Source organism: Streptomyces sp. NBC_01669, from assembly GCF_026339735.1.
GTDB lineage: Bacteria > Actinomycetota > Actinomycetes > Streptomycetales > Streptomycetaceae > Streptomyces > Streptomyces yanii.
The window spans coordinates 788,769-810,070 of the sequence record NZ_JAPEQG010000001.1 but is presented as its reverse complement, the minus strand read 5'-3'; the positions used below and the strand labels follow the sequence as shown (position 1 = coordinate 810,070).

The window sequence follows — 21,302 nt, the reverse complement described above, 5'->3', positions numbered from 1 at the left end:
CGACAGCTGGGGACAAACAGTCGGATTCTAGGCGTCGGCGGTGCCTGGATCCGCAACACCGACGCCGATGTCCCCCTCCGTACCCCTCAGGTCAGGGAGGGGAACACCGCCCGAGAAAGCCCTGCTAGCGGGCGTTGCGCAGCGCCCGCTTGATGGGGCCCGGGATCACCCGGCGGGCACGCTGGTACGGCCGCCGCTCGGGCCCCTCGCTCTCGCGCGGGACGGGCAGCCTGCTGGCCTTCGCGAGGCGCCGTTCCAGCAGGGTGTTCCGGTCGGTGAGGTCGGTCATCTGGGACTGGAGCCAGTTGAGGCGAGTGCTCATCTCGGAGACGCCGCTGCCGGTCCAGGGGCGGACGCCCGCCGGGAAGGCCAGCTCGCTCATGCGGGACTCGAAGGCCGCGCCCCCGTCACCGTGGGTGAAGGTGTTCTCCAGGCCGTTCTTGTCCAGGAAGTTCATGAACCGGTCGAACCGCTCGTGGTGACCGCGCATCAGAGGCCCGAAGTCCGCCTCGGCGTACAGCTCCGCGGGATCCACGTTCTCGGGCACCTTGGCGAGCATCCGGTGCGGAATGTCGAAGTAGCGGCACAGCTCCAACGTCCGGGAGTCGCTGCAGAGCACCGTCGCAGGCGTTCCGGCGAGCAGCGCCGCGATGTTGCCGTGGATCCGGGAGCCGAAAGAGAAGTCGAAGCCACGCAGGTCGTCCACCCATGTCTTGGGGTCTATATAGACCCTGACCTTGCCCTCCGCGAACATCGGGTGGTCGGGGTGGGTCGGGATGTCGGTGACGGCGGCGTTCGCGTGGCTCAGGTCACGCCAGTGCAGCTGGCGGGCATCGGACAGGTTCTGCCCGATGAAGCGCAGATGGGGATAGCGCGCATGGGTGTGGTCGATGATCCGCCCGAGCTTGTACTTCTTCACGGCGTCGTGCGATCCGTTGATCGCGATCCGCGACTCGGGTCCCAGTGGCCGGGTGTTCTCACGGATGAAGAGATCACGGCCGCCCATGAACATCGACGGACAGCCGATGACCTCCACGTCACGGAAGCCCATGTCCCGCAGGTAGCGCTCGGTGAACTCCCCGCGCACCCCGATGGAAGCGCTGTGGTCCAGCACCGCGGAGACGAACGCGTGTACGGTGGGCGCCATGGGCCGCAACCGGTCCGCGGAGTAGTTGGTGCTGGTCTGCGCGCCGACGCCCGGCACGATGACCGGGATCTTCAGCTTCGAGATGAGCTGGGTCAGCCGCTTGAGCTGGGGCTCGAAGGACGGCCGGAAGGCATTGGCGAGCGGAATGACGAAAGCGTCGTACTCCTCGTTGATCCGCTCGGCGGCGGCGACCCTGGTCCGGATGCCGTTGGAGACCACCTTGGTCCGCGGCGTCTCAAGGATCTTGTGCGCGGCATCGCTGAAGATCAGGTTGCCTGAGTTGGTTGCGAACACGTCCTCGTGGAGGGCGCGCTCAACAGGAACGACGTCGTAAGGGCTCTTCCCTGAGCGCAGGAGTATTCGCTTCACATCGGTAACGTTAGATGCCACGAATTAAGGTTAGCTTTACGTAGGTTTTAGTTTCCATCTGGGTCAGCACAACCTTTTCGGCGAACGCGGATCGTGACCATCCGGCTACCCGGTCGTCGGGCGCGGATCGGCCAGGAGGCTCCGCGCCAACCGTTCCTGCGTGACCTCGCAGATAGCCAACTCGGCCCAGGTGACGCACCCTTGAGAGCGCGCGCCGCCCGCCCTACCCTTCTCCTGCGCAGGGGTGCGCCGATCGGGGGAGGCGGGAGACGATCATGGCCGACTCGCTGTCCGATGACGACGTGCTCGAGGCGGTGGCCCGGCACACCGGCCGGCCCGGACAGGGAGCGCAGATCCGGCGCGAGGGTGCGGACATCACCCCGGTGCCGATGCTCGGCCTCACCATCGACCGGTCCATCGAGACCCGCACCACGAAGCCGGTGCGCAGGGGCGGCAGACCCGACCTCTCGCACCTGCCGGAGTACGAAGGCGCTCTGCGCGACTGCCCGGTCGATCCGCCGACGGACCCGGGGCGGTCGAAGACAGTGGAGTTCGTCCTGCGCGGATCGGTGCGGGTGGCGCCCTGCATCTGTGTGGGCGGCCGGATCCTGTGCAAGCGGTGCTCGACGCGCGGGACGCTGCGTTGCGAGACGGGCGTCGCATGCCCGAAGTGCCAGGGCAGCGATCCGTGCACCTGGTGCGACGGTACGGGGAAGCGACGTACCGGCGAGGTGCGGGCCCCGACTCCGGGGGCCCCCGCGCGCGTCAGGTGTGCCCAGTGCCACAAGCCCGGCACTGCCTGCCCCGGCTGCGAGGGAAAGGGATTCAAGGTGTGCACGACGTGCCGGGGTACGGGTGCCGTGAAGTGCCCACACTGTGACGGGGAAGGGTCCTCCCGGCACGACGAATGCGATGGCACGGGCACGGTCACCCTGTACACCGCAGGCACGGTCGCCTACACCACCCGCCCCGACTCACTGAACCTTCCCGAGCCGCCTCCGCCGCTGCGCGTCCGGCGCATGACCGCACTCGGCGGCGCCTGGGAACGCGTCACCTTGACGGAGGCTGGTGCACCACTGCCCGATGGTCTGGATCCGTCGCATCTCAAAGCCGTCGAGTCCGCACTCGCTCCACGACGGGACGAGGTGTCGAGGCGCGCCGAGCTCCGCCTGCTGCGGCTGGCCCAGGTCGTCCTCCGCGACGATCAGGACCATGTCTTCTATGTCTTCCCCGGGCGGAACGGCCCCGAGGTCTGTTCGGTCTGGTCCCGGCGCCGGATCCTGCGGGCCGTGGGGGTGGCGGCCGCCGCGGCCGTGCTGCTGGTGCTCGGTCTGGCGCTCATCGGCTGAGCGCCTGTCGGGTGCCCTTCGATCGGATAGTGGACGCGGTCTGGTGCGTGCGATTCCAAGGCGGCGGGCGTACCTGACCGCGGCGTACCGGGTCAGGTGGTCTCGTCGAGCCGGAAACCGACTTTCAGGCCGACCTGGTAGTGCTCGATCCGGCCGTCCACGATCTGCCCACGCACCTGGGTGATCTCGAACCAGTCGAGATTGTGCAACGTTTCCGCCGCCCGTGCGATGCCCCGGCGGATGGCGTCGTCGACGCCCTCGTGGGAGGTTCCTACGATTTCGGTGACCCGATACGTGTTGTTGGACATCGTCTGTCCCCTTTCGTTCATACCACGGTGCCCCACTTGGTGCGGGTACGCGAGAGGTCGAATTGGGGGATGCGGCGTGAACGGCCCTTGACCAAATGATTGGTCCATACCAAAATCCAGCCACGCCCGTGCGAGCGCCGCCCGCAGTCCCCCACACCGGGTCCTGATTTCGTCGTGCCCTTTCGCAGAAGGTGACCCAGTGAAGAACCGTGTACTCGCAGCAGGAGCCGCCGTGCTTGTTTCCACCGTTGCGCTGGGCGGCTGCGGCTACCTCCCGGGCTTGGGTGGCCCCGGCGGCAAGACGGTGACGATCTGGCTGATGAAGGACAGTGTTTCCGCCGATTTCCTGGAACGTTTCAAGAAGTCATACGAAGAGGAACACCCTTCCATCGAACTGGAGTTCAAGATTCAGAGCTGGAGTGGAATCGGCCCCAAGGTCACCGCGGCCCTGCAGGGGGACGACACCCCGGATGTCATCGAGGTCGGAAACACCCAGGTCGCGCAGTACGCGGAGAGCGGCGAACTGCGCGATCTGACCCTTGAATCGATGCGCGATCTCGGCAGCGAGGAATGGCTGCCCGGCCTCGCCGATCCCGGCAGCATCGACGGCGTCCAGTACGGCATTCCCTGGTACGCGGCCAACCGTGTGGTGATCTACAACAAGGATCTCTTCGAGCAGGCAGGCATCAAGAGCCCGCCGAAGACTCGGGACGAGTGGATCGAGGACAGCCGTCTGCTCAACCGCAACGGCAATCAGGGCATCTTTCTCGCGGGCCAGAACTGGTACGTACTCGCCGGGTTCATCTGGGACGAGGGCGGCGATCTGGCCACCGACAGAGGCGGCGACTGGGAGGGATCCCTCGACACGCCCGCCGCGATCAAGGGCATGAACTTCTACAAGGAAATCCAGTCGTTCGGCAGCGGCCCGAAGAACGCCGACGAAGAGCACCCTCCGCAGACCGATGTGTTCGCCAGGGGGGATGTCGCGCAGATCATTTCCGTGCCGGGCAGCGCCAAGCTCATCGAGCAGAAGAATCCCGAACTCAAAGGAAAAATCGGCTATTTTCCGATACCCGGCAAGACCGCGAAGAACCCCGGTTCCGTTTTCACCGGCGGTTCCGATCTGATCGTTCCGGAGAAGGCGGACAACGGTATGGCCGGTATCGAGGTGATCGAGGCGCTGGCGGGCGCGAAATGGCAGGCGGACCTCGCCAGAACCATGAGCTATGTGCCGAACAAGACGAGCCTCGCACATGTCATCGAGGGCCAGGAGGGCACCGCCGCGATGGCCGAGGGCGCCCGGCGCGGTCGCGCGACCCCCAACTCGCCGCAGTGGGCGGCGGTCGAGGCCGAGAACCCGATCAAGCCCTACATGTCGGCCGTTCTGCAGGGCGGTGACCCGCTGGCCGAGGCGAAGTCCGCTTCGGAGCGGATCACCGCCGAGCTCGCGGGCAGCTGACCGGGCCGCGCCGCCGGACGGACCGTCGGTCCCGCCCGATCCACCGCCCGACACCTCGGGATTCAGCCGTCGCACATCCAGGCTCTCCGCAGCGGTCATGTCGAATCCAGCCGGTCACGGAAGAAGTAAGGGGCCGGGCCGGCGCAGCAGTGCGGCAGCCCGGCAGCCGCCCTTGCCGATCCGTCCCCGGAGAACGCCATGAACGCGCTGCCCACCCCATCGCTCGTCGTCGGCCCTCTCACCTCCACCTCCTTGGTGCCGGAGCAGCCCGCCCCGGCACGGTCCGAAGCTCCCGCGTCGCCGCTCTACCGCGTCTCCCTCGCCGTCACCCAGGATGAGGTGCGGGCCGCCCAGCGGCTGCGCCACCAGGTGTTCGCCGGTGAACTCGGTGCCCGGCTGGACGGGCCGGAACCCGGTCTGGACAGCGACGCCTTCGACGCGTACTGCGATCACCTGCTGGTACGGGAGGTGGCGACCGGCGACGTCATCGCCACCTACCGCATCCTGCCGCCCGACCGGGCCCGTGTTGCCGGACGTCTCTATGCGGAGAGCGAGTTCGATCTCGGCCGGCTCGGACCGATCCGCGACGACCTGATCGAGGTGGGCCGCTCCTGCGTCCACCCGGCTCACCGGGATGGCGCCGTCATCGCCCTCATCTGGGCGGGGCTCGCCCGCTATATGGAGCGCAGCGGACACAACTGGCTGGCCGGCTGCTGCTCGATACCCCTGGCCGACGGCGGCGTACTGGCCGCCGACTCCTGGGACACCGTACGGGCGAAGTACCTGGCCCCCGAGGAATACTGGGTCACCCCGCACCGCCTCTGGCAGCCCCACGCCGCCACCAGCGCCGGCCGAGCCGCCAGGACCCCCGCGCGCACCGGACTCGCCGCCCTCCCGCCGCTGCTCCGTGGCTACCTCCGTCTCGGCGCCTGGGTCTGCGGGGCGCCCGCGCACGACCCCGACTTCAACGTCGCCGACCTCTACGTCCTGCTGTCGCTGCGCCGCACCGACCCGCGCTACCTGCGCCACTTCCTGTCTCTCGCCCCGCTGACATGAGCGCCTGGCTGCCCACCGCGCCCTGCACGCCGCACACCTGCGCCGGTCACGACGGCCCGGTGCGCGGCGTCCTCCCGGCCACGGCCCTGCTGCTCGCCGGGTGCACCCTCGTGCTCGTCGGCGTGCTGTGCGCCGTTCCCGTGCTGCTCCTCGGCGCGGGGCAGCGCGACCGGCTGATCCGGTGGTGGGCGTACGCGGTCGTGCGGGCGTTCGGCGTGCGGATTCAGGTGACCGGCGACCCTGCGCCGACGGCCGGGGCGGATCGCGCCGGTGCTCCCGGCGCGCTGGTCGTCGCCAACCACATCTCATGGCTGGACATCCCGCTCGTCGCTGCCGTGTTCCCGGGCCGGATGCTCGCCAAGAGCGAGATCCGTGGCTGGCCGGTACTCGGCCCGCTCGCCGCGCTCGGCGGCACGCTGTTCGTCGAGCGCGACCGGCTGCGGGCACTGCCCACGACCGTGCGCACCATCGCGGGGGCACTGCGCGGCGGCTCACGGGTGGTGGTTTTCCCCGAAGGCAGCACCTGGTGCGGGCGTGGATCCGGTGGCCGGTTCCGGCCCGCTGTCTTCCAGGCGGCGATCGACGCGTACGCCGAGGTCCGTCCGGTACGCATCACCTACCGCACGGCGCGGACGGACGGGCCCGCGGCCGGCGCCGCCGCGTTCGTGGGTGACGATCCGCTCGCCGCCTCGCTGTGGCGGGTGGTCACGGCGGCCGGGCTGACCGCCGAGATCCGCGTCCTGCCGCCGATCCCCGCGGGCACCCGGCCCGGCCGCCGTGCTCTTGCCCGTACCGCTCAGACCGCCGTGGCCAGCGACACCGCGAACCGGTCAGCGGAGTCCGTCCACCACTGAGTCAACGTGAGTCCGGCCGAGGCGAGTTCGCCCCGGATCCCCTCCTTTCGGAACTTTGCCGAGATCTCCGTACGCAGTTCCTCACCTGCCGTGAACGGCACCACCAGATCCAATTCCGGGATCTTCACCGTGAGAGCTCTGCGGGCCCGCAGACGCATCTCGATCCACTCCCGCTTCGGGTCCCACAGCGCCACATGGTCGAAGTCCGCCGGATCGAAGTCGGCTCCCAACTCCCGGTCGACGACGGTCAGTACGTTCTTGTTGAACGCCGCCGTCACCCCGGCCGCGTCGTCGTACGCCGCGACGAGCGTCTCCTCGTCCTTCACCAGATCCGTGCCGAGCAGCAGCGCGTCGCCGGGCGAGAGCAGCGACCGTACTGACTTCAGGAACACCGCCCGCTCGTCCGGCAGCAGATTGCCGATCGTGCCGCCCAGGAACGCGACGAGCCGCGGCCCCGGTGTGTCCGGCAGGGTGAGCCCATCGGTGAAGTCGGCGATCAGCGCATGGATCGACAGGTCCGGCCGCTCCGCGAGCAGGGTCTCGGCCGCGCCGCGCAGCGCGCTCTCGCTCACGTCGACCGGCACATAGCTGTGCAGCGCGGGCAGCGCGTCCAGCAGATACCGGGTCTTCTCCGACGAGCCGGAACCCAGTTCGACCAGGGTCTGTGCCCCGGACGCCGCGGCGATCCCGGACGCGCGGGCGACCAGGATCTCCCGCTCGGCGCGAGTCGGGTAGTACTCGGGCAGCCGGGTGATCTCCTCGAACAGCTCACTGCCGCGTGCGTCGTAGAACCACTTGGGCGGCAGGGTCTTCGGGTGCCTGGCCAGGCCGTGCAGCACATCGGCGCGCAGCGCCGCGTCCGTCGCGTCCGCAGGCAGGGTGCGGGTCAGCTGAATGGGACTCACTCGGTGGGCTCCTTGAGCGGGGTGAGCAGAACGTCGGTGCAGGTCGCGACGAGCAGGGTGTGGTCGGGGACCGTGCGCCAGTGCGGATCGTCGTCGTAGGGCTCCGAGGCCACGACCGCGCTGCGGCCCGGCTCGGTGAGGTACCAGAGGGTGTCTCCCCAGGCCGTCGCCACGATGGTGGTGCCGTCGGTGAGCAGCAGGTTCAGCCGCGAACCGGGCGCCGCCTCCGCGATCTCGCCCACGGTGTCGGCGACGGCCTGCGGTATGTCGTCCCCTTGGGCGATCCGGTGCTGTACGAGTGCCCAGACCAGGGCGGAGTCGCAGCGGGCGGTGAGGGTGAGGAGTTCGGCCGGGGGCAGCGTGGCGGCGAGCGGTGCCAGCGATCCGGGCCAGCCCTTCACCGCGCCGTTGTGGCTGAACAGCAGCCGGCCCGAGGTGAACGGCGCGGCTGCCGCCTCGCCGTCCGACCCCGGCTCGGTGGCGTCGCGCACGGCGGCCAGCAGCGCCGTGCTCCGCACCACCCTGGCCAGATCGGCGAAGGACAGGTCGGCCCAGATGGGCCCCTGGCGCCGGTAGCGACCGGGCACCGGGTCGCCGTCCGCGTACCAGCCCACCCCGAAACCGTCCGCGTTGACGGTCCCGTACCTCTGCTGCCGGGGCTGCCAGGACTGCCGTACCAACGCGTGGGACGGCTGCGTCAGCACAGTGCCGAGCGCAACCGGTGGCCCGACATAAGCAATATGACGACACATCAGAGATCCCTCGCGGTACGGAATCCGGCGAAGATCTGGCGCCGCACCGGCAGGTCCCAGTTGCGGAACGTGCCCCGGCAGGCCACCGCGTCCACGGCGAACGAACCACCGCGCAGGACCTTGTGGTCGGGCCCGAAGAACACCTCCGAGTACTCCCGGTACGGGAACGCCGCGAAGCCCGGATAGGGGAGGAAGTCGCTCGACGTCCACTCCCACACATCGCCGATCAACTGGCGTACGCCGAGCGGTGATTCGCCCGCAGCGTACGCGCCTGCCTGCGCCGGACGCAGATGGCGCTGGCCCAGATTGGCACGGTCTGCGGTCGGGTCCTCGTCGCCCCACGGGTAGCGGCGCGAGCGGCCCGAGCCCGGGTCGTGGCGCGCCGCCTTCTCCCACTCGACTTCGGTGGGCAGTCTGCGTCCCGCCCAGCGGGCGTACGCGTCCGCCTCGTACCAGCTCACGTGGAGCACCGGCTCGTCGGCGGGCACCGGCTCGGTCACCCCGAACCGGCGGCGCAGCCATTGCCCTGCGTCCCGGTGCCAGAACAGCGGGGCGGTCAGCTCGTGCTCGCGAACCATGGCCCACCCCTCCGGCGCCCACCAGCGCCGTTCGGTGTAGCCGCCGTCCTCGATGAAGCGCTCGTACGCTCCGCAGGTGACCGGTGTCGTGTCGATGAGGAAAGCGGGGACGTCGCGCACATGGGCGGGCCGCTCATTGTCGAGGGCCCAGGGTTCGGTGGACGTTCCCATGGTGAACGGACCGCCGGTCACCAGGACTTCGGCGGGCAGGGAGGCCGCGTCGGTGGGCCGTGGCGGTTCCGGTGCGGTGAGTACGGCCGGACCCGACCTCAGCTGATGAGTGATCAGCATCGTTTCGTCGTGCTGCTGTTCATGCTGGGCGATCATCCCGAAGGCGAAACCCGCATCCACGAGCGGGCGGCCACCGGTCAGGGCGGTGCTGTCGAGGATGTCCAGGGCCCGGCCCCGTACCTCCGCCGCGTAGGAGCGGGCCTCGGCCGGCGGCAGCAGCGGCAGGGACGGACGGCTCGCCCGTGGATGTTCGAAGGCGTCGTACAGCCCGTCGATCTCGGGCCGCATCGCCTCCCGCCCGGCGACGCCCCGCAGCAGCCACAGCTCCTCCTGGTTGCCGATGTGTGCGAGATCCCACACCAAGGGCGACATCAAGGGTGAATGCTGAGCGGTCAGTTCATGGTCGTCCACGCTGTCGGTGAGGAGCGTGGTGCGTTCCCGGGCGGTGAGGAGCGCCGCAAGAGCCCGCCGGCGGAGCGCCTCGGTGTCCAGGCCGGTGGCCGAGGGGGTGGGGGAGTGCGTCATGAGCCTGCCTTCTTTCCCGGTTCCGGACGGAGCGTGGCCGCGGGCATCGCATGCACCGCTTCCCTCGACAGCAGTCCGGACAGATCGTCGGCCGGACATCGCCCCCGGGCGACATGACGGTCGTGGAAATTCGCCACCGCCTCCTGCACGGCATCGTTCGCACCCATCCGGGGCAGCGCTTCGCGGGCCAGCTGGAAGCAGACATCGGCCACCGCCCGCAGTTCGGGGTCGGCCAGGCCGTCACGGGCGGCGCCGGTCCAGAGCGGGTTGCGCGGTGCCGACTGCGGGCCCGCCGTCTCGGCCAGCGGTTTCACGGTGCGGTACACGGTCTCGGCGGCCTCCGGGTCGTCGAACAGAGCGGTGGTGACGGCGAGCGGCACGAGCCATCCGTCGTCACCCGGCTGCGCGTCGATCATGCGCAGTTCGAGATGTCCGCGCGGGCGCACCGGCGGAAAGAGCGTGCTGATGTGGTAGTCGAGATCGGCGCGCACCGGCGGCCGTGGCGCGCCCGTACGGATCCAGTCGCGGAAGGTCAGATCCTCCGGGACGGCCCATGGCCCCTCGCCGTCCCGTATGCACATCACGGGGGTGTCGAGCACATGTGTGGCCCAGGCGTCCCGCGGGGCCAGATGACCCGGCGGCGCCAGACTTCGTACCGGATCGAGATCCGCCCAGATCGACTGGCGGGTGGACCGCAGTCCCGTCGGCCGGCCCTGCCGGTACGGCGAGTTGGCGAACGCCGCCACCAGCACCGCACCCAACAGATGCGACAGCTGCCAGCGCCGCCCGTAGCCCAGTGGCCCGGGCTCCTCCTCGCCGGCGTCCAGACAGACCTGGACGGATGCGGTGGTGCACATCATGGCGCGGCCGGCCGTACCCGACCGGTCGAGCGAGACCTCCATGGCGTCGTAGCGGGGTTCGTGCAGCAGACGGTGCGGCGGATGCCAGGGATCGACGCCGAAACCGACGGGTGCGAGGTCCTCCGCGTCGAGGGCGGCACGTACGGCGGCCAGATCGGTGGTCATGGCATCGACGCAGGCCATCAGAGAGTCGGCGGGGCGCGAGCTGAGCTCCAGTTGGCCGCCGGGTTCGAAGGTGAGTGCCGCACTCAGCGGCAGCGCGCGTACAGCGGCGACAGCCGCGTGGAGACGGTCGTGAGAGACCGGCGTCCGGGGGTGGTCACGGTCGTGGATGAGCCATTCGAGCTCGACACCGACCGTGCGGGGCGGGCCCGTCTTGAAGCAGATACATCGCAGTAAATCCTCCGCCTCCCCCTCGCCGAGGGGCCGGTTGTACTCGGCCGGACCGTGGCCGACAGGTGCGTCCGGTGACATTCCGGGGCCTCCTTCTTCGGTGCGTCCGTACCACCCAAACCCTTGCCAGGAGATCGCACAAGGGGGCCCCTGTGCGACAGAAATTCGGTTGCATCCGGGCCTCGGAAGCACCGACCATGCCCCGTATGCACCACACGGGGGAGTATTGATGAGCGCACGGCTTCGCGCCATCGCAAGAGAGACCGAGACCATCGTCGAGGAGGGGCTCTACCACACGCCCGCGGGGCGTGAGGTCAGTATCGAGCGTGCTCTGGCCGCCGCGCTCTCCGGGACCCGGCTGTACGGGCCCGAGCCGGTCCCCGTCGCCGTTCTGGACTCCGACCGCGCCACGGTTGTCGAGGTCACCGGCGAGAGCAGCCTGCAGGCCGCGCGCCGGATGACGGGCGAAGGGCCCGGCAAGGTCGCCGTGCTCAACTTCGCCTCCGCCCGTAACCCCGGCGGCGGCTACCTCAACGGCGCGCAGGCCCAGGAGGAGGCGCTCTGCCGCAGCTCGGCGCTCTACGCCACCCTGCTGCGCGCCCCCGACCACTACGCCCACCACCGCGCCGAACGCAGCGCTTTCTACACCGACCGGGTCATCCACTCACCCGGTGTACCGGTGTTCCGGGACGACCGGGGGCGTCTGCTGGACATCCCGTACACCGTGGGCTTCCTCACCTCGCCCGCACCCAACGCCGGAGTGATCCGCAGCCGGACCCCCGAGGAGGCCCCTCGCATCCCCGTCGCGCTCGCGTCCCGCGCCGAACGGGTGCTGGAGGTCGCCACGGTGCGCGGATACCGCAGGCTGGTGCTCGGTGCCTGGGGCTGCGGCGTGTTCCGCAACGATCCGGCGCAGGTGGCCCGTGCCTTCCGGGCGCTGCTCACCGACGGGGGCCGGTTCGCCGGACATTTCGAGCAGATCGTCTTCGGCATCCTCGACCGCGGTCCCGAATCGGCCACTCGTACCGCATTCGCTCGCGCGTTCGAAAAGAAGATGCGGCCGTCGGGACCGGGCACTCCCTGACCCTGCCGTTGAGCCAGAGGGGTGGACACCGACCGACACGGTGACGTTGAGCCAGAGGGGTCAACGTCAGCCGCAGGGCGGCCCCCCGACCCCGCCGGTCAGTGCCAGCCGTAACGCTCCCGCAGCCGGTCGGCGACCAGATCGAACCGGTCCCGGTCCAGCGCGCACGCCTCGCGCCGCATACCGTCCTCATGCACCCGCAGCACCCGGTCCAGATCGACCCAGGACGGCCGGCCCGAGCTGTCCCACGGCCCGGCGCCGAGAGCCACCCACTCGCGGTCCCGGTCGTGCTGCTTGCTGGAGAGCTGCACGGCGAGCAGCGTGCCTGCCGCCTCCCGGGCCACTACCAGCACCGGGCGGTCCTTGCCGCGCCCGTCGTTCTCCTCGAAGGGCACCCAGGTCCAGACGATCTCGCCGGGGTCGGGATCACCGTCGCGGTCGGGGGCGTACGAGGTGCGGACCGGGCCCACGTCGTGGGGGTTCGCCTCGGCGGTCGCGGTGGGGCCGGAGCGCTCGGGGAAGTCGGCCGAGCCGTCGGCGGCGCGGGTGGAGTCCGAGAGGTACGTGCGGTCTGAACGGTGAGGGATGGTCATCGGAACACCGTAGGGGCTGCCCGGCGCATTCCGTGGACCGGGCCCGCCGAACGGACAGCAGTCCGTGACCATGGTCGTCGGACGCGTGCCCCGCGCACGTGCGCGCTGCACCCTCGTCATGCTCGCACGCCCGCGCCCGGCTTTCCCGGCGCAGGGGCAGGTGCCCGGCCGCCGGACTGGTCGTGACGCCGTTCTCCAGGCCGCGCCTGTCGGAGCGTCAGCGCCTTCATACTCGCCGGTCTCGACGTCAACCGAAGGTTCAGGGTCGGACCCCGCCGCCGCTTTCGCGCAGCTGCCCCACTGGACCGGGAGGGCGCCTGCCGGAGCCCCCTCCGCCACGGCGGCCACCGGCGGCGCCAAGGCCGGCGGCGCCCGTCTGCCGGTGCTCCGTCGGCACGGGGTGGTCGACGCGGAGCTGTGGGCGCCGCATGCCGAGGACCCGGTGCCGTGGCCGGTCCTCGCCCGTGGCTGACGGACGAGGACCGGCCACACCTACCGGGAGCGGTCAGGAGGGTGTGCTTCCCTCCTGATCACCCGTCACCGGAATGCGCTCCTTGCGCGGCGACGGCGGCACGACGGGCGTGACACCGTTGACCGGCGCCGAGGACCCTGGCGTCCCGCCCTTCTCGCTCATCGTGGACAGCAGCTGCCGGGCCAGACCCAGCCCCGTGCCACCCATCGTCAGCGCCTTCGCGAACATCTCCGACATCCCGTCGGCGCCGTTCAGCAGCACCATGTGGTCCACACTGCTGAAGGCACCCGCGCCCGCCTCGACGATCTCCGGCCACTTCTCCGCCAACTGCTGGGCGACAACGGCTTCCTGATTCTCCGCGAGGGCAGCAGCACGTGCCTTGATCGCTTCGGCCTCGGCCAGCCCCTTGGCGCGGGTCGACTCGGCCAGCGCCAGTCCCTTGGCCTGCGCCGCCGCTGCCTCCGCCTCACCGGTCGCCCGAGTCGCCGACGCGGCGGCGGCGCCGCGCGCCTTCGTGGCCTCGGCCTCCGCGATCGCCGCCGTCTTGACCCGGTTGGCCTCGGCGATCGCGGCGAGCTCCGTCTCCTTCGCATGCGCCTCGGCGGCGGAGATCCGGGCGTCGCGCTCACCCTCCGCCAGCGTCCGTTTCTCGTACGCCTGGGCATCCGCGGGCTTCCGTACGTCCGCCTGCAGCTGCTGCTCGCGCCGCTGGGCCTCCAGTTCGGCGACCCGGGTCTCCTGGACCACGACCTCCTGCCTGGCCGCCGCGTCGGCGAGGGGCCCCGCCTGCCGCGACTTGGCTGCGGCCTTGTCCCGCTCGGCCTGATACCCGGCCTGCAGGATCTCGCTGTCGCGGGTCGCCTCAGACATCCGGGCGGCGGCCTGCTGCTCGGCCTCGGTGGCCCGCCGGTTGGCCTCGGCCTGCGCGATCCGTGCGTCCCGCTGCACCGCCGCGGCATGTGGCATGGCGAGATTCTTGATGTACCCGGTCGGGTCCTCGATCTCGTGGATCTGCAGCGAGTCGACGATCAGCCCGAGCTTCTCCATCTCGGTGCCGCACGCCGCCCGGGTCTGGCCGGTGAGCTTCTCCCGGTCCCTGATCATGTCCTCGACGGTCAACCCGCCGACGATGGAGCGGAGATGACCGGCGAACACGTTGTGCACCCGCTCCGACATCATCTTCTGCTGGTCGAGGAATCGACGGGCCGCATTGGCGATCGACACGAAGTCGTCGCCCACCTTGAAGATGACAACACCGCGCACCCGCAACGGAATCCCCTGATGCGTGACGCAATCGACGGACAGTTCCGTTTCGTTGAGATCCAGCGACATCTTCCGTACCGCCTGCACGCCGGGCAGGACGAGCGTGCCGTGCCCGGTGACGATGCGGAACCCCATGCCCTGTCCGAGGCCCTCGGTCTTGTGCTTGGAACCGGAGATGACGAGTGCTTCGTTCGGCTCGGCCACCCGCCACATGAGCTTGAACAGTCCGATCAACACAATGATGGCAGCGAGCACGAGACCCGCCGTGACGCCGATGACCATCGGCATGCGCCCCCTTATCGCAGTACCCCGTCGGCACTGCTGAACAGAGGGAGTCTTCTCCTGCGCGCGACGGCGGAGAAGGGGTGTGCGCAACCTTGCCGCAATCTTGACTGCCGCACGCCGGACGCCGGTCCTTCACCCACCTCAACTGTCGTAAGCAGGAGCCACATAGACCGTGCGCGGCGGCAGATACTCGATCACCGTCACCACCGTCCCTGGCTCGATGCGGACCCCCGGCGGGGCGGGATGGGCGAGGAAGTGCTCGGCGCCCCCACGGATCTGAACGATCACCTCACCGACCAGCCCCGGCCCCACGGTCCCGGTCACCCTGCCGAGCAGCCCCACCATCGACGAGTCATCCATGCCCCGGAGCGTACCCACCTCGAAGCGGTCTGGAAGACTGCCCGACGCCATGAGCCAGTTACCCAAGCAGCCCACCGAAGGCCCCGTCCCGACCAGCGCCGACGTGGCGCGGCTCGCCGGAGTCTCGCGGGCCACCGTGTCGTACGTACTCAACAACAACCCGACCGTCCGGATCAGCGAATCCACCCGCCGCCGGGTCAGGGAGGCGGCCTCCGAACTCGGCTATGTGCCGCACGCGGCGGCCCGGAGCCTGCGCGCCGGACACACCCGGACGGTGCTGATGCCCACCGGGGACCACCCGGCCGGTCCGCTCCACCACCGCTTCCTCCACGAACTCGAATCCGGGCTGCGCCGCCTCGACTACACCGTGGTCCAGCACGGGAGCCTCGGTCTGGACGCCGACGACGCCGCCCGGGTCTGGGCCGAACTCCGTCCCGTCGCCGTAATCGCACCCGGCGGGGTCGCGCTCACCCCGCAGGGCATATCCGTACTGCGACGCTCCGGCGCCAAGGCGGTGATCACCCTCGGCCCGCAACCGGTGGACGGCGCCCACGCCCTGGTCATGGACCAGCGGGAGGTCGGCAGTTGCGTGACCGGACATCTGCTGGCACGCGGTCGACGCCGGATCGGCGTCGTCATGCCCGAGGAACCGGGCCTCGCCCTGTTCGCCGAACCGAGGCTGTCCGAGGCCCGGCGGGTGGCGGCCGATGGCGGAGCCCTCATCGAACCGTTGCCCCTGCGGTACGACGAGGAGTCGGCCGGCGCGCTTGCCGCCCGGTGGCGCACGCTCGGACTCGACGCCGTGTTCGCATACAACGACGCCTACGCGATGCTCCTGATGCGGGCCCTCCAGGACGCGGGCATCGAGATACCGGCCGAGACGGCCGTGGTGGGCGCCGACGACCTGCTGCTCGGCAGGCTGCTGAGGCCCCGGCTGAGCAGTGTGCGGATGGAACTGGCGACGTCGCAGCCGCTGGCGGACCTCGTCGACCGGCTGGTGCGGCATCCGGGAGGCGTGCCGGAGCGCCATGATCTGCTGAGGGCGCGGGTGATCCCCCGAGAGTCCAGCTGAGGCAGGTTCAGCGCGGCAACGTGCGCGTCGCGCGTCGCTTGCTTAGCGTCATGACCATGAGCCAACCGCAGAGTTACGAGATCCTGCTGGTCCCCAAGTTCACCGAAGGCCCTGCTGAGGTCCCGAAGGCCAAGGGCGCCTCCGAGTCCGCCGATGCCCGGCCCGTCGGGGCCCCTATCCGCTCTGCCGTTGTGGAGGCCACCGGCGAGACGGGGGCATCGGGCTACCCCCGGTACGCAGGGGAAGGCATGGTGGCGGACATCGATCCGGCGACCCACACCGTGGAGGCGCTGCTTGTCGACGGTGCCGAACTGGACATCGGGCTCTCGGTCAGGATCTCGGAGCGGACCGCCGACAGCTGACCGCCGATGGTGGCAACTGCTTTGCACAAGGCTGGAGTTGGGCAACCCGCTTGTGTGTGACGTCCGCACCGTTCCGTGCGCGCCAAAGGGAGCAGCAGTTCGATCAATTCCCTTTTCGTTCGGTGCGGCGTGACTACGATGTTGCACGTTCAACCGGGCGAGATCACGTTCGATGGCCGAACGCAGCTCGCACGGCTGCGCCGGATCGCGTAGTCCCGCGAGGCCGCGGCCGCACACTTTGCGCGCCCCACCGCATGGGACCACCCCTCGAACCGATCGACTGGAGAGTCTTCATGTCCCTGCTCGACCCCAAAGCCTGGCAGTCCCGCACGCTCGCGGGAGGTGAGTCGGACGTCGTCGAGCCCGCCACCGGCGAGGTCCTCGGACACGTCACCCTCGCCGCGCCCGAGGACATCGCGGCAGCCGCCGAGGCCGCGGTCGCCGCCCAGTCCGCCTGGGCCCGTACCCCGCACTTCGTGCGCGCGGCCGTCCTGCGCCGGGCCGGTGACCTGTTCACCGCCCACGCCGACGAGCTGCGCGAATGGCTCGTGCGGGAGTCTGGATCGATCCCCGGAAAGGCCGACTTCGAGCTCCACGTCGCCGCCCAGGAGTGCTACGAAGCCGCAGCGCTCGCCTCCCGGCCGGCCGGCCAGGTCCTGCCCAGCGAGGACCAGCGGCTCTCCTACACCCGCAGGGTCCCGGTCGGCGTCGTCGGCGTCATCGCCCCGTTCAACGCGCCGTTGATTCTGTCCATCCGGTCCGTCGCGCCCGCACTCGCCCTCGGCAACGCGGTTCTCCTCAAGCCCGACCCGCGCACCGCGGTCTGCGGCGGACTCTCACTCGCCGCGGTCTTCGCCGAGGCCGGACTCGACGAAAACCTGCTGCACGTCCTGCCCGGCGGCACCGAGGCCGGACAGGCGCTCGTCGCCGAACCTCGCGTCCCGGTCATCTCCTTCACCGGCTCCACCACGGCGGGCCGCGCCGTCGGCGAGGCCGCGGGGCGGCTCCTCAAGCGGGTGTACCTCGAGCTCGGCGGCAACTCCGCCCTCGTCGTCCTGGAGGACGCCGACCTGGAAGGCGCTGTGGCCCAGGCGACCTGGGGCTCCTTCTTCCACCAGGGCCAGATCTGCATGACCACCGGGCGCCACCTCGTCCACGCCTCGCTGCACGACGAGTACGTCGAGCGGCTCGTCGCGAAGGCGGACGCGCTGGCGGTCGGCGACCCGCACCGTGAGCAGGTCCATCTCGGCCCGGTCATCGACCGCGGCCAGCTCGGCAAGATCCACCGGCTGGTCGAGTCGAGCACCGCACGGGGCGCGAAGCTCGCGGCGGGCGGCACCCACCGCGACCTGTTCTACCGGCCCACCGTCCTCACCCACGTCGACGGCCAGACGCCCGCATACGCGGAGGAGGTCTTCGGCCCGGTCGCCCCCGTGCGGTCCTTCGACACCCTGGACGAGGCCGCGGCGCTGGCCGCCGACAGCCCGTACGGGCTGTCGCTCGGCATCGTCACCCGCGACACAGCCCTCGGCCTGGAACTCGCCGACCGGATCCCGACCGGCATCGCCCACATCAACGACCAGACGGTGAACGACGAGGCGGTCGCACCCTTCGGCGGCATCGCCGCGTCAGGCACCGGGGCGCGCTTCGGGGGCGAGGCCAACCTGGAGGCCTTCACCGACCTGCGCTGGACGACGGTCCGCCGCGAACCGGCCGGCCACCCCTTCTAAACGGTGGCGGGCACGCCGAAGGGGTCCGGCCGACGAACCGGCCGGACCCCTTCGGCGTCGCTCGCTCGCGCTGCCTACTTCTCGCCCTTCTGCTGGTCCTCGATGGACTTGCGGACCTCGTCCATGTCCAGCTTGCGGGCCTGCCCGATGACATCCTCGAGCGCCGTCTCCGGCAGGGCCCCCGGCTGGGAGAACACCGCCACATTGTCCCGGACGATCATCAGGGTCGGAATGGACCGGATTTCGAAGGCCGCCGCCAGCTCCTGCTGCGCCTCCGTGTCGACCTTGGCGAAGACCAGGTCGCCGTGGCGCTCGGACGCCGCGTCGTACACCGGCGCGAACTGCCGACACGGGCCGCACCAGGAAGCCCAGAAGTCGATCAGGATGAACTCGTTCTCGCTGACGACCTGATCGAAGTTTTCCTTGGTGAGCTCTACGGTGCTCATGCTCTCGTTACCTCTTCCTGTGCCCGTTCGGACGTGTCCGGCACAACGGTGTCCGGTTCTGCGCTATTCCGCCTGCCCATGTGGCCGTGGCTCACACCCCCGGCCAGACTGTCCCCCATGACAGATGCTGTGGAGAACGCCGTGTACGACGTCGTGGTGATCGGTGCGGGACCCGTGGGTGAGAACGTGGCGGACCGGACCCGGGCTGCCGGACTGTCCACGGCGGTCGTCGAGACGGAGCTCGTCGGCGGCGAGTGCTCGTACTGGGCGTGCATGCCGAGCAAGGCGCTGCTGCGCCCCGTGGTGGCCCGCGCCGATGCGCGCAAGGTCCCCGGACTCAGCGCGGCAGTCCAGGGCCCCCTGGACGCGGCGGCCGTCCTCACCCACCGTGACGAGTACGCCTCGCACTGGAAGGACGACGGACAGGTCGCCTGGCTGGGGAGGATCGGGGCGGACCTCTACCGGGGTCAGGGACGCCTGACCGGTACGAAGGCGGTCTCCGTCACGGGCCCCGACGGCTCCGAACACCGGCTGACCGCCCGGCACGCCGTCGCCGTCTGCACCGGCAGCCGCGCCGTCGTTCCCGACCTTCCCGGAGTCGCCGACGCCCGCCCCTGGACCAGCCGAGAGGCGACCAGCGCCAAGGAGGTGCCGGGCCGACTGGTGATTGTCGGCGGGGGAGTCGTCGGCGTGGAGATGGCCACCGTCTGGCAGGCTCTCGGCGCGCACGTGACGATGCTGATCCGCGGCAAGGGGCTGCTGCCGAAAATGGAGCCGTTCGCGGGCGAGCTGGTCGCCGAGGCCCTCACCGAGGCCGGAGCCGACATCCGTACGGGCGTCTCCGCCACTTCCGTGCGGCGTGCCGGCCCCGACGGCCCGGTCACCGTGGAACTGGACAACGGCGAGCGCATCGAGACCGACGAGATCCTTTTCGCCACCGGCCGTGCCCCGCGCACCGACGACCTCGGCCTGGAGACGGTGGAACTGAAGCCCGGATCCTGGCTGAAGGTTGACGACAGCTGCCGCGTCGAGGGCAGCAACTGGCTCTATGCCGTCGGCGACGTCAATCACCGGGCGCTCCTCACCCACCAGGGCAAGTACCAGGCCCGCATCGCGGGTGCCGCGATCGCCGCCCGAGCGCAGGGCACCGCGCCGCTGTCGACCGAGCGTTGGGGCGCACACGCCGCCACCGCCGACCACGCGGCCGTCCCCCAGGTCGTCTTCACCGACCCGGAGGCCGCATCCGTCGGGCTCACCCTCGCCGCGGCCGAGCGCGCCGGGCACCGGGTCCGCGCCGTCGACCACGACCTCGCCGCCGTCGCCGGCTCCGGACTGTACGCGGACGGCTACCGGGGCCGCGCGCGCATGATCGTCGACCTCGACCGCGAGATCGTACTCGGCGTCACCTTCGTCGGCCCCGGCATCGGCGAGCTGCTGCACTCGGCGACGGTCGCCGTTGCGGGTGAGGTCCCCATCGACCGGCTCTGGCACGCGGTCCCCGCCTATCCGACGATCAGCGAGGTGTGGCTGCGCCTGCTGGAGGCGTACCGCGGCTGAGGACGGCTGGTGAGCCGGTGCGTCGGCGGCGGGTCCCGCCGTCCCTCCGAGGGACGGCGGGACCCGCCGCCGGTGTGCTTCGTCCCGCGCAGGTGCACGCTGCAACTACGTCCCCGAAGTGCCAGCGAGCTCACGGGGCGAAGCGTTTTTTCCGGTTCTCACCAGTAGTGGCGCCGTCCCCCCATCCCGTGGCCGACAGCACCGAGAATCCAGAGGACCGCACCGATCAGCACGAGGGCGACGCCGATGGTCCACAGGATGGAAATTCCGGCCACCATGCCGATCACGAGCAAAATGACTCCGAGGACGATCATTGCGTCCCCCAATCTTTCAGGGCCACCTTCGAGTATGCGCCGGACGGCGTGTCTCGGTGTGGCGGACGACCGCTCTGGCCCGTAGTGCCGTCCAAGGCCGGGAATCCCTGGCCGGGACCGCAGTGGGTCACGCGTGACAGCCGGGGTTTCGGGCCGACGAGGCGGTCCGATGGGCCTTCTCGACCAGGCGAGATCCGGTCCGGCGAACCGCTACGCGACCCGCCTCTCCGGCACCTGCTGCTCCTCTTCCTCGTCGGGCAGCTTCACGTCGCTCACCAAGATGTTGACCTCCACGACCTCCAGACCGGTCATCCGCTCGATGGCGGCGATCACTTCGGTCCGGACGTCGCCCGTGAGCTCGACGATCGAGTATCCGTATTCGACGATGATCGACAGGTCGACTGCCGTCTGGACCTCGCCGACCTCGACCTTGACACCGCTGGTGACGGACTGACCTCCCGCTCCGGGTACCCGCTCCCGCACGGCCCCCATACCGCGGGCGAATCCCCCTCCCATGCCCTGGACTCCGGGCACACCCCGGGCCGCCAGCCCGGCGATCTTCGCCACCACGCCGTCGGCGATCGTGGTTCGGCCCCGCGACCCAGGTTCCGTTCGGCGGTTTCCGCCGTGCGGTCCTGCTGCGTGCGTGGCCTCGGATTGCGAGCGGGTGGTTTCGGGCCGGTTCACCTGTGTTTGATCGGTCATGGTCGGTCGCCCTTCCGATGAGAAGGTGGGTTCGAACGCCTTGGCCAGTTTACGTACCATTTGTCCACATTGCTCGTGCGGTACGGGTGTGTGGGCGGACCCACGGGCGGGCCCCACGCGGAGAGGAGGGGCGGGTGGGCGGACTGCCCCTTCTCGTCCTCCCGCCTTCCTGGGCTCCGCCTCCACGACCGCTTCGGTCTCTTCGTCGGCGAACTCGAACAGACTGACCGGTCGTCGGAGAGATGCTGTGATCTGACGTCACGGGCGTGGTGG

At 70.1% G+C, this 21,302-nt stretch carries 21 protein-coding genes; 9 read left to right on the top strand and 12 right to left on the bottom strand.

Translation table 11 applies throughout. The features are described 5' to 3' along the window. Positions 1 to 124 precede the first annotated feature (124 nt). The gene (locus OG972_RS03640) at positions 125 to 1,537 is read right to left on the bottom strand and encodes a polysaccharide pyruvyl transferase family protein (RefSeq protein ID WP_266978243.1); all 1,413 of its coding nucleotides are present in this window, start codon (positions 1,535 to 1,537) and stop codon (positions 125 to 127) included. Between the two features lie 254 nt (positions 1,538 to 1,791). On the opposite strand from OG972_RS03640, the gene OG972_RS03635 reads away from it, so the two are divergent. Beyond that, on the top strand, positions 1,792 to 2,865 hold the full coding sequence (locus tag OG972_RS03635; RefSeq protein WP_266978242.1) for a hypothetical protein: 1,074 nt from the start codon (positions 1,792 to 1,794) through the stop codon (positions 2,863 to 2,865). Positions 2,866 to 2,957: 92 nt separating this feature from the next. Here the strand turns inward: OG972_RS03635 and OG972_RS03630 are convergent, their stop codons facing one another. Further along, a complete protein-coding gene (locus OG972_RS03630; RefSeq protein WP_266978241.1) occupies positions 2,958 to 3,173 on the bottom strand; it encodes a dodecin in 216 nt (71 codons plus the stop codon). 199 nt (positions 3,174 to 3,372) lie between these two features. On the opposite strand from OG972_RS03630, the gene OG972_RS03625 reads away from it, so the two are divergent. The 3 genes from OG972_RS03625 (at position 3,373) to OG972_RS03615 (ending at position 6,542) form a co-directional block, all read left to right on the top strand. Continuing rightward, the gene (locus OG972_RS03625) at positions 3,373 to 4,632 is read left to right on the top strand and encodes an extracellular solute-binding protein (protein ID WP_266978240.1); all 1,260 of its coding nucleotides are present in this window, start codon (positions 3,373 to 3,375) and stop codon (positions 4,630 to 4,632) included. A gap of 198 nt (positions 4,633 to 4,830) precedes the next feature. Continuing rightward, the gene (locus OG972_RS03620) at positions 4,831 to 5,688 is read left to right on the top strand and encodes a GNAT family N-acetyltransferase (RefSeq protein WP_266978239.1); all 858 of its coding nucleotides are present in this window, start codon (positions 4,831 to 4,833) and stop codon (positions 5,686 to 5,688) included. After that, positions 5,685 to 6,542, top strand: coding sequence for a 1-acyl-sn-glycerol-3-phosphate acyltransferase (locus OG972_RS03615; protein ID WP_266978238.1), 858 nt, complete (start codon positions 5,685 to 5,687; stop codon positions 6,540 to 6,542). The genes OG972_RS03620 and OG972_RS03615 overlap by 4 nt, the downstream gene beginning before the upstream one ends. Here OG972_RS03615 and egtD read toward each other — a convergent pair. Genes egtD through egtA form a run of 4 tightly spaced genes read right to left on the bottom strand, consistent with a single transcriptional unit; the run spans position 6,485 to position 10,867 of the window. Further along, positions 6,485 to 7,447, bottom strand: a complete 963-nt coding sequence (gene egtD / locus OG972_RS03610; RefSeq protein ID WP_266978237.1) for an L-histidine N(alpha)-methyltransferase — start codon at positions 7,445 to 7,447, stop codon at positions 6,485 to 6,487. The two genes, OG972_RS03615 and egtD, sit on opposite strands and share 58 nt — an antisense overlap. After that, positions 7,444 to 8,199, bottom strand: coding sequence for an ergothioneine biosynthesis protein EgtC (gene egtC / locus OG972_RS03605; protein ID WP_266978236.1), 756 nt, complete (start codon positions 8,197 to 8,199; stop codon positions 7,444 to 7,446). Before egtC ends, egtD begins: the two co-directional genes overlap by 4 nt. Next, on the bottom strand, positions 8,199 to 9,533 hold the full coding sequence (gene egtB, locus OG972_RS03600) for an ergothioneine biosynthesis protein EgtB (RefSeq protein WP_266978235.1): 1,335 nt from the start codon (positions 9,531 to 9,533) through the stop codon (positions 8,199 to 8,201). Before egtB ends, egtC begins: the two co-directional genes overlap by 1 nt. After that, the gene (egtA, locus tag OG972_RS03595) at positions 9,530 to 10,867 is read right to left on the bottom strand and encodes an ergothioneine biosynthesis glutamate--cysteine ligase EgtA (protein WP_266978234.1); all 1,338 of its coding nucleotides are present in this window, start codon (positions 10,865 to 10,867) and stop codon (positions 9,530 to 9,532) included. The genes egtB and egtA overlap by 4 nt, the downstream gene beginning before the upstream one ends. A 148-nt stretch (positions 10,868 to 11,015) precedes the next feature. Between egtA and OG972_RS03590 the strand changes: the two genes are divergently transcribed. Next, positions 11,016 to 11,870 (top strand): TIGR02452 family protein, encoded by an 855-nt coding sequence (locus OG972_RS03590; protein ID WP_266978233.1) that lies wholly within the window; start codon positions 11,016 to 11,018, stop codon positions 11,868 to 11,870. 98 nt (positions 11,871 to 11,968) lie between these two features. Here OG972_RS03590 and OG972_RS03585 read toward each other — a convergent pair whose 3' ends face one another. The 3 genes from OG972_RS03585 to OG972_RS03575 all read right to left on the bottom strand — a co-directional run bounded on the left by OG972_RS03585 (position 11,969) and on the right by OG972_RS03575 (position 14,843). After that, positions 11,969 to 12,463: a type II toxin-antitoxin system PemK/MazF family toxin gene (locus tag OG972_RS03585; protein WP_266978232.1), complete on the bottom strand. Its 495-nt coding sequence runs from the start codon at positions 12,461 to 12,463 to the stop codon at positions 11,969 to 11,971. A 505-nt stretch (positions 12,464 to 12,968) separates the two neighbouring features. Continuing rightward, positions 12,969 to 14,486: a flotillin family protein gene (locus OG972_RS03580; protein WP_266978231.1), complete on the bottom strand. Its 1,518-nt coding sequence runs from the start codon at positions 14,484 to 14,486 to the stop codon at positions 12,969 to 12,971. Positions 14,487 to 14,624: 138 nt separating this feature from the next. Next, a complete protein-coding gene (locus OG972_RS03575; RefSeq protein ID WP_266978230.1) occupies positions 14,625 to 14,843 on the bottom strand; it encodes a hypothetical protein in 219 nt (72 codons plus the stop codon). Between the two features lie 49 nt (positions 14,844 to 14,892). Here OG972_RS03575 and OG972_RS03570 point away from each other — a divergent pair, with 49 nt between their 5' ends. From OG972_RS03570 to OG972_RS03560, 3 genes are all read left to right on the top strand, one after another. Continuing rightward, entirely contained in the window at positions 14,893 to 15,915 is a 1,023-nt protein-coding gene (locus OG972_RS03570; protein ID WP_266978229.1) for a LacI family DNA-binding transcriptional regulator, read from the top strand. Between the two features lie 56 nt (positions 15,916 to 15,971). Continuing rightward, positions 15,972 to 16,277 carry a hypothetical protein gene (locus OG972_RS03565; protein ID WP_266978228.1) on the top strand — a complete coding sequence of 102 codons (306 nt, stop codon included), beginning with the start codon at positions 15,972 to 15,974 and terminating at the stop codon, positions 16,275 to 16,277. 293 nt (positions 16,278 to 16,570) lie between these two features. Further along, positions 16,571 to 18,007 carry an aldehyde dehydrogenase family protein gene (locus tag OG972_RS03560; RefSeq protein WP_266978227.1) on the top strand — a complete coding sequence of 479 codons (1,437 nt, stop codon included), beginning with the start codon at positions 16,571 to 16,573 and terminating at the stop codon, positions 18,005 to 18,007. Positions 18,008 to 18,081: 74 nt separating this feature from the next. On the opposite strand, the gene trxA is transcribed toward OG972_RS03560, so the two are convergent. Further along, complete coding sequence (trxA, locus tag OG972_RS03555; protein WP_266978226.1) at positions 18,082 to 18,453, bottom strand: thioredoxin; 372 nt, start codon at positions 18,451 to 18,453, stop codon at positions 18,082 to 18,084. Positions 18,454 to 18,570: 117 nt separating this feature from the next. On the opposite strand from trxA, the gene OG972_RS03550 reads away from it, so the two are divergent. After that, the gene (locus OG972_RS03550) at positions 18,571 to 20,010 is read left to right on the top strand and encodes an NAD(P)/FAD-dependent oxidoreductase (protein ID WP_266978225.1); all 1,440 of its coding nucleotides are present in this window, start codon (positions 18,571 to 18,573) and stop codon (positions 20,008 to 20,010) included. A gap of 158 nt (positions 20,011 to 20,168) precedes the next feature. Here the strand turns inward: OG972_RS03550 and OG972_RS03545 are convergent, their stop codons facing one another. Together OG972_RS03545 and OG972_RS03540 are read right to left on the bottom strand one after the other, a co-directional pair. Then, positions 20,169 to 20,324 carry a DUF6131 family protein gene (locus OG972_RS03545; RefSeq protein WP_266990254.1) on the bottom strand — a complete coding sequence of 52 codons (156 nt, stop codon included), beginning with the start codon at positions 20,322 to 20,324 and terminating at the stop codon, positions 20,169 to 20,171. Positions 20,325 to 20,534: 210 nt separating this feature from the next. Beyond that, on the bottom strand, positions 20,535 to 21,029 hold the full coding sequence (locus OG972_RS03540) for an Asp23/Gls24 family envelope stress response protein (protein WP_266978224.1): 495 nt from the start codon (positions 21,027 to 21,029) through the stop codon (positions 20,535 to 20,537). Between the last annotated feature and the right edge of the window lie 273 nt (positions 21,030 to 21,302).

Excerpts from the sequence above, each read along its gene's own strand:
- OG972_RS03570 (WP_266978229.1), top strand. The coding sequence starts at position 14,893 with ATGAGCCAGTTACCCAAGCAGCCCACCGAAGGCCCCGTCCCGACCAGC.
- OG972_RS03545 (WP_266990254.1), bottom strand. The coding sequence starts at position 20,324 with ATGATCGTCCTCGGAGTCATTTTGCTCGTGATCGGCATGGTGGCCGGA.
- OG972_RS03615 (WP_266978238.1), top strand. The coding sequence starts at position 5,685 with ATGAGCGCCTGGCTGCCCACCGCGCCCTGCACGCCGCACACCTGCGCC.
- egtB (WP_266978235.1), bottom strand. The coding sequence starts at position 9,533 with ATGACGCACTCCCCCACCCCCTCGGCCACCGGCCTGGACACCGAGGCG.
- trxA (WP_266978226.1), bottom strand. The coding sequence starts at position 18,453 with ATGAGCACCGTAGAGCTCACCAAGGAAAACTTCGATCAGGTCGTCAGC.
- OG972_RS03540 (WP_266978224.1), bottom strand. The coding sequence starts at position 21,029 with ATGACCGATCAAACACAGGTGAACCGGCCCGAAACCACCCGCTCGCAA.
- OG972_RS03575 (WP_266978230.1), bottom strand. The coding sequence starts at position 14,843 with ATGGATGACTCGTCGATGGTGGGGCTGCTCGGCAGGGTGACCGGGACC.
- OG972_RS03560 (WP_266978227.1), top strand. The coding sequence starts at position 16,571 with ATGTCCCTGCTCGACCCCAAAGCCTGGCAGTCCCGCACGCTCGCGGGA.
- OG972_RS03585 (WP_266978232.1), bottom strand. The coding sequence starts at position 12,463 with ATGACCATCCCTCACCGTTCAGACCGCACGTACCTCTCGGACTCCACC.
- egtC (WP_266978236.1), bottom strand. The coding sequence starts at position 8,199 with ATGTGTCGTCATATTGCTTATGTCGGGCCACCGGTTGCGCTCGGCACT.
- OG972_RS03580 (WP_266978231.1), bottom strand. The coding sequence starts at position 14,486 with ATGCCGATGGTCATCGGCGTCACGGCGGGTCTCGTGCTCGCTGCCATC.
- OG972_RS03620 (WP_266978239.1), top strand. The coding sequence starts at position 4,831 with ATGAACGCGCTGCCCACCCCATCGCTCGTCGTCGGCCCTCTCACCTCC.
- OG972_RS03590 (WP_266978233.1), top strand. The coding sequence starts at position 11,016 with ATGAGCGCACGGCTTCGCGCCATCGCAAGAGAGACCGAGACCATCGTC.
- OG972_RS03565 (WP_266978228.1), top strand. The coding sequence starts at position 15,972 with ATGAGCCAACCGCAGAGTTACGAGATCCTGCTGGTCCCCAAGTTCACC.
- OG972_RS03550 (WP_266978225.1), top strand. The coding sequence starts at position 18,571 with ATGACAGATGCTGTGGAGAACGCCGTGTACGACGTCGTGGTGATCGGT.
- egtA (WP_266978234.1), bottom strand. The coding sequence starts at position 10,867 with ATGTCACCGGACGCACCTGTCGGCCACGGTCCGGCCGAGTACAACCGG.
- OG972_RS03635 (WP_266978242.1), top strand. The coding sequence starts at position 1,792 with ATGGCCGACTCGCTGTCCGATGACGACGTGCTCGAGGCGGTGGCCCGG.
- OG972_RS03630 (WP_266978241.1), bottom strand. The coding sequence starts at position 3,173 with ATGTCCAACAACACGTATCGGGTCACCGAAATCGTAGGAACCTCCCAC.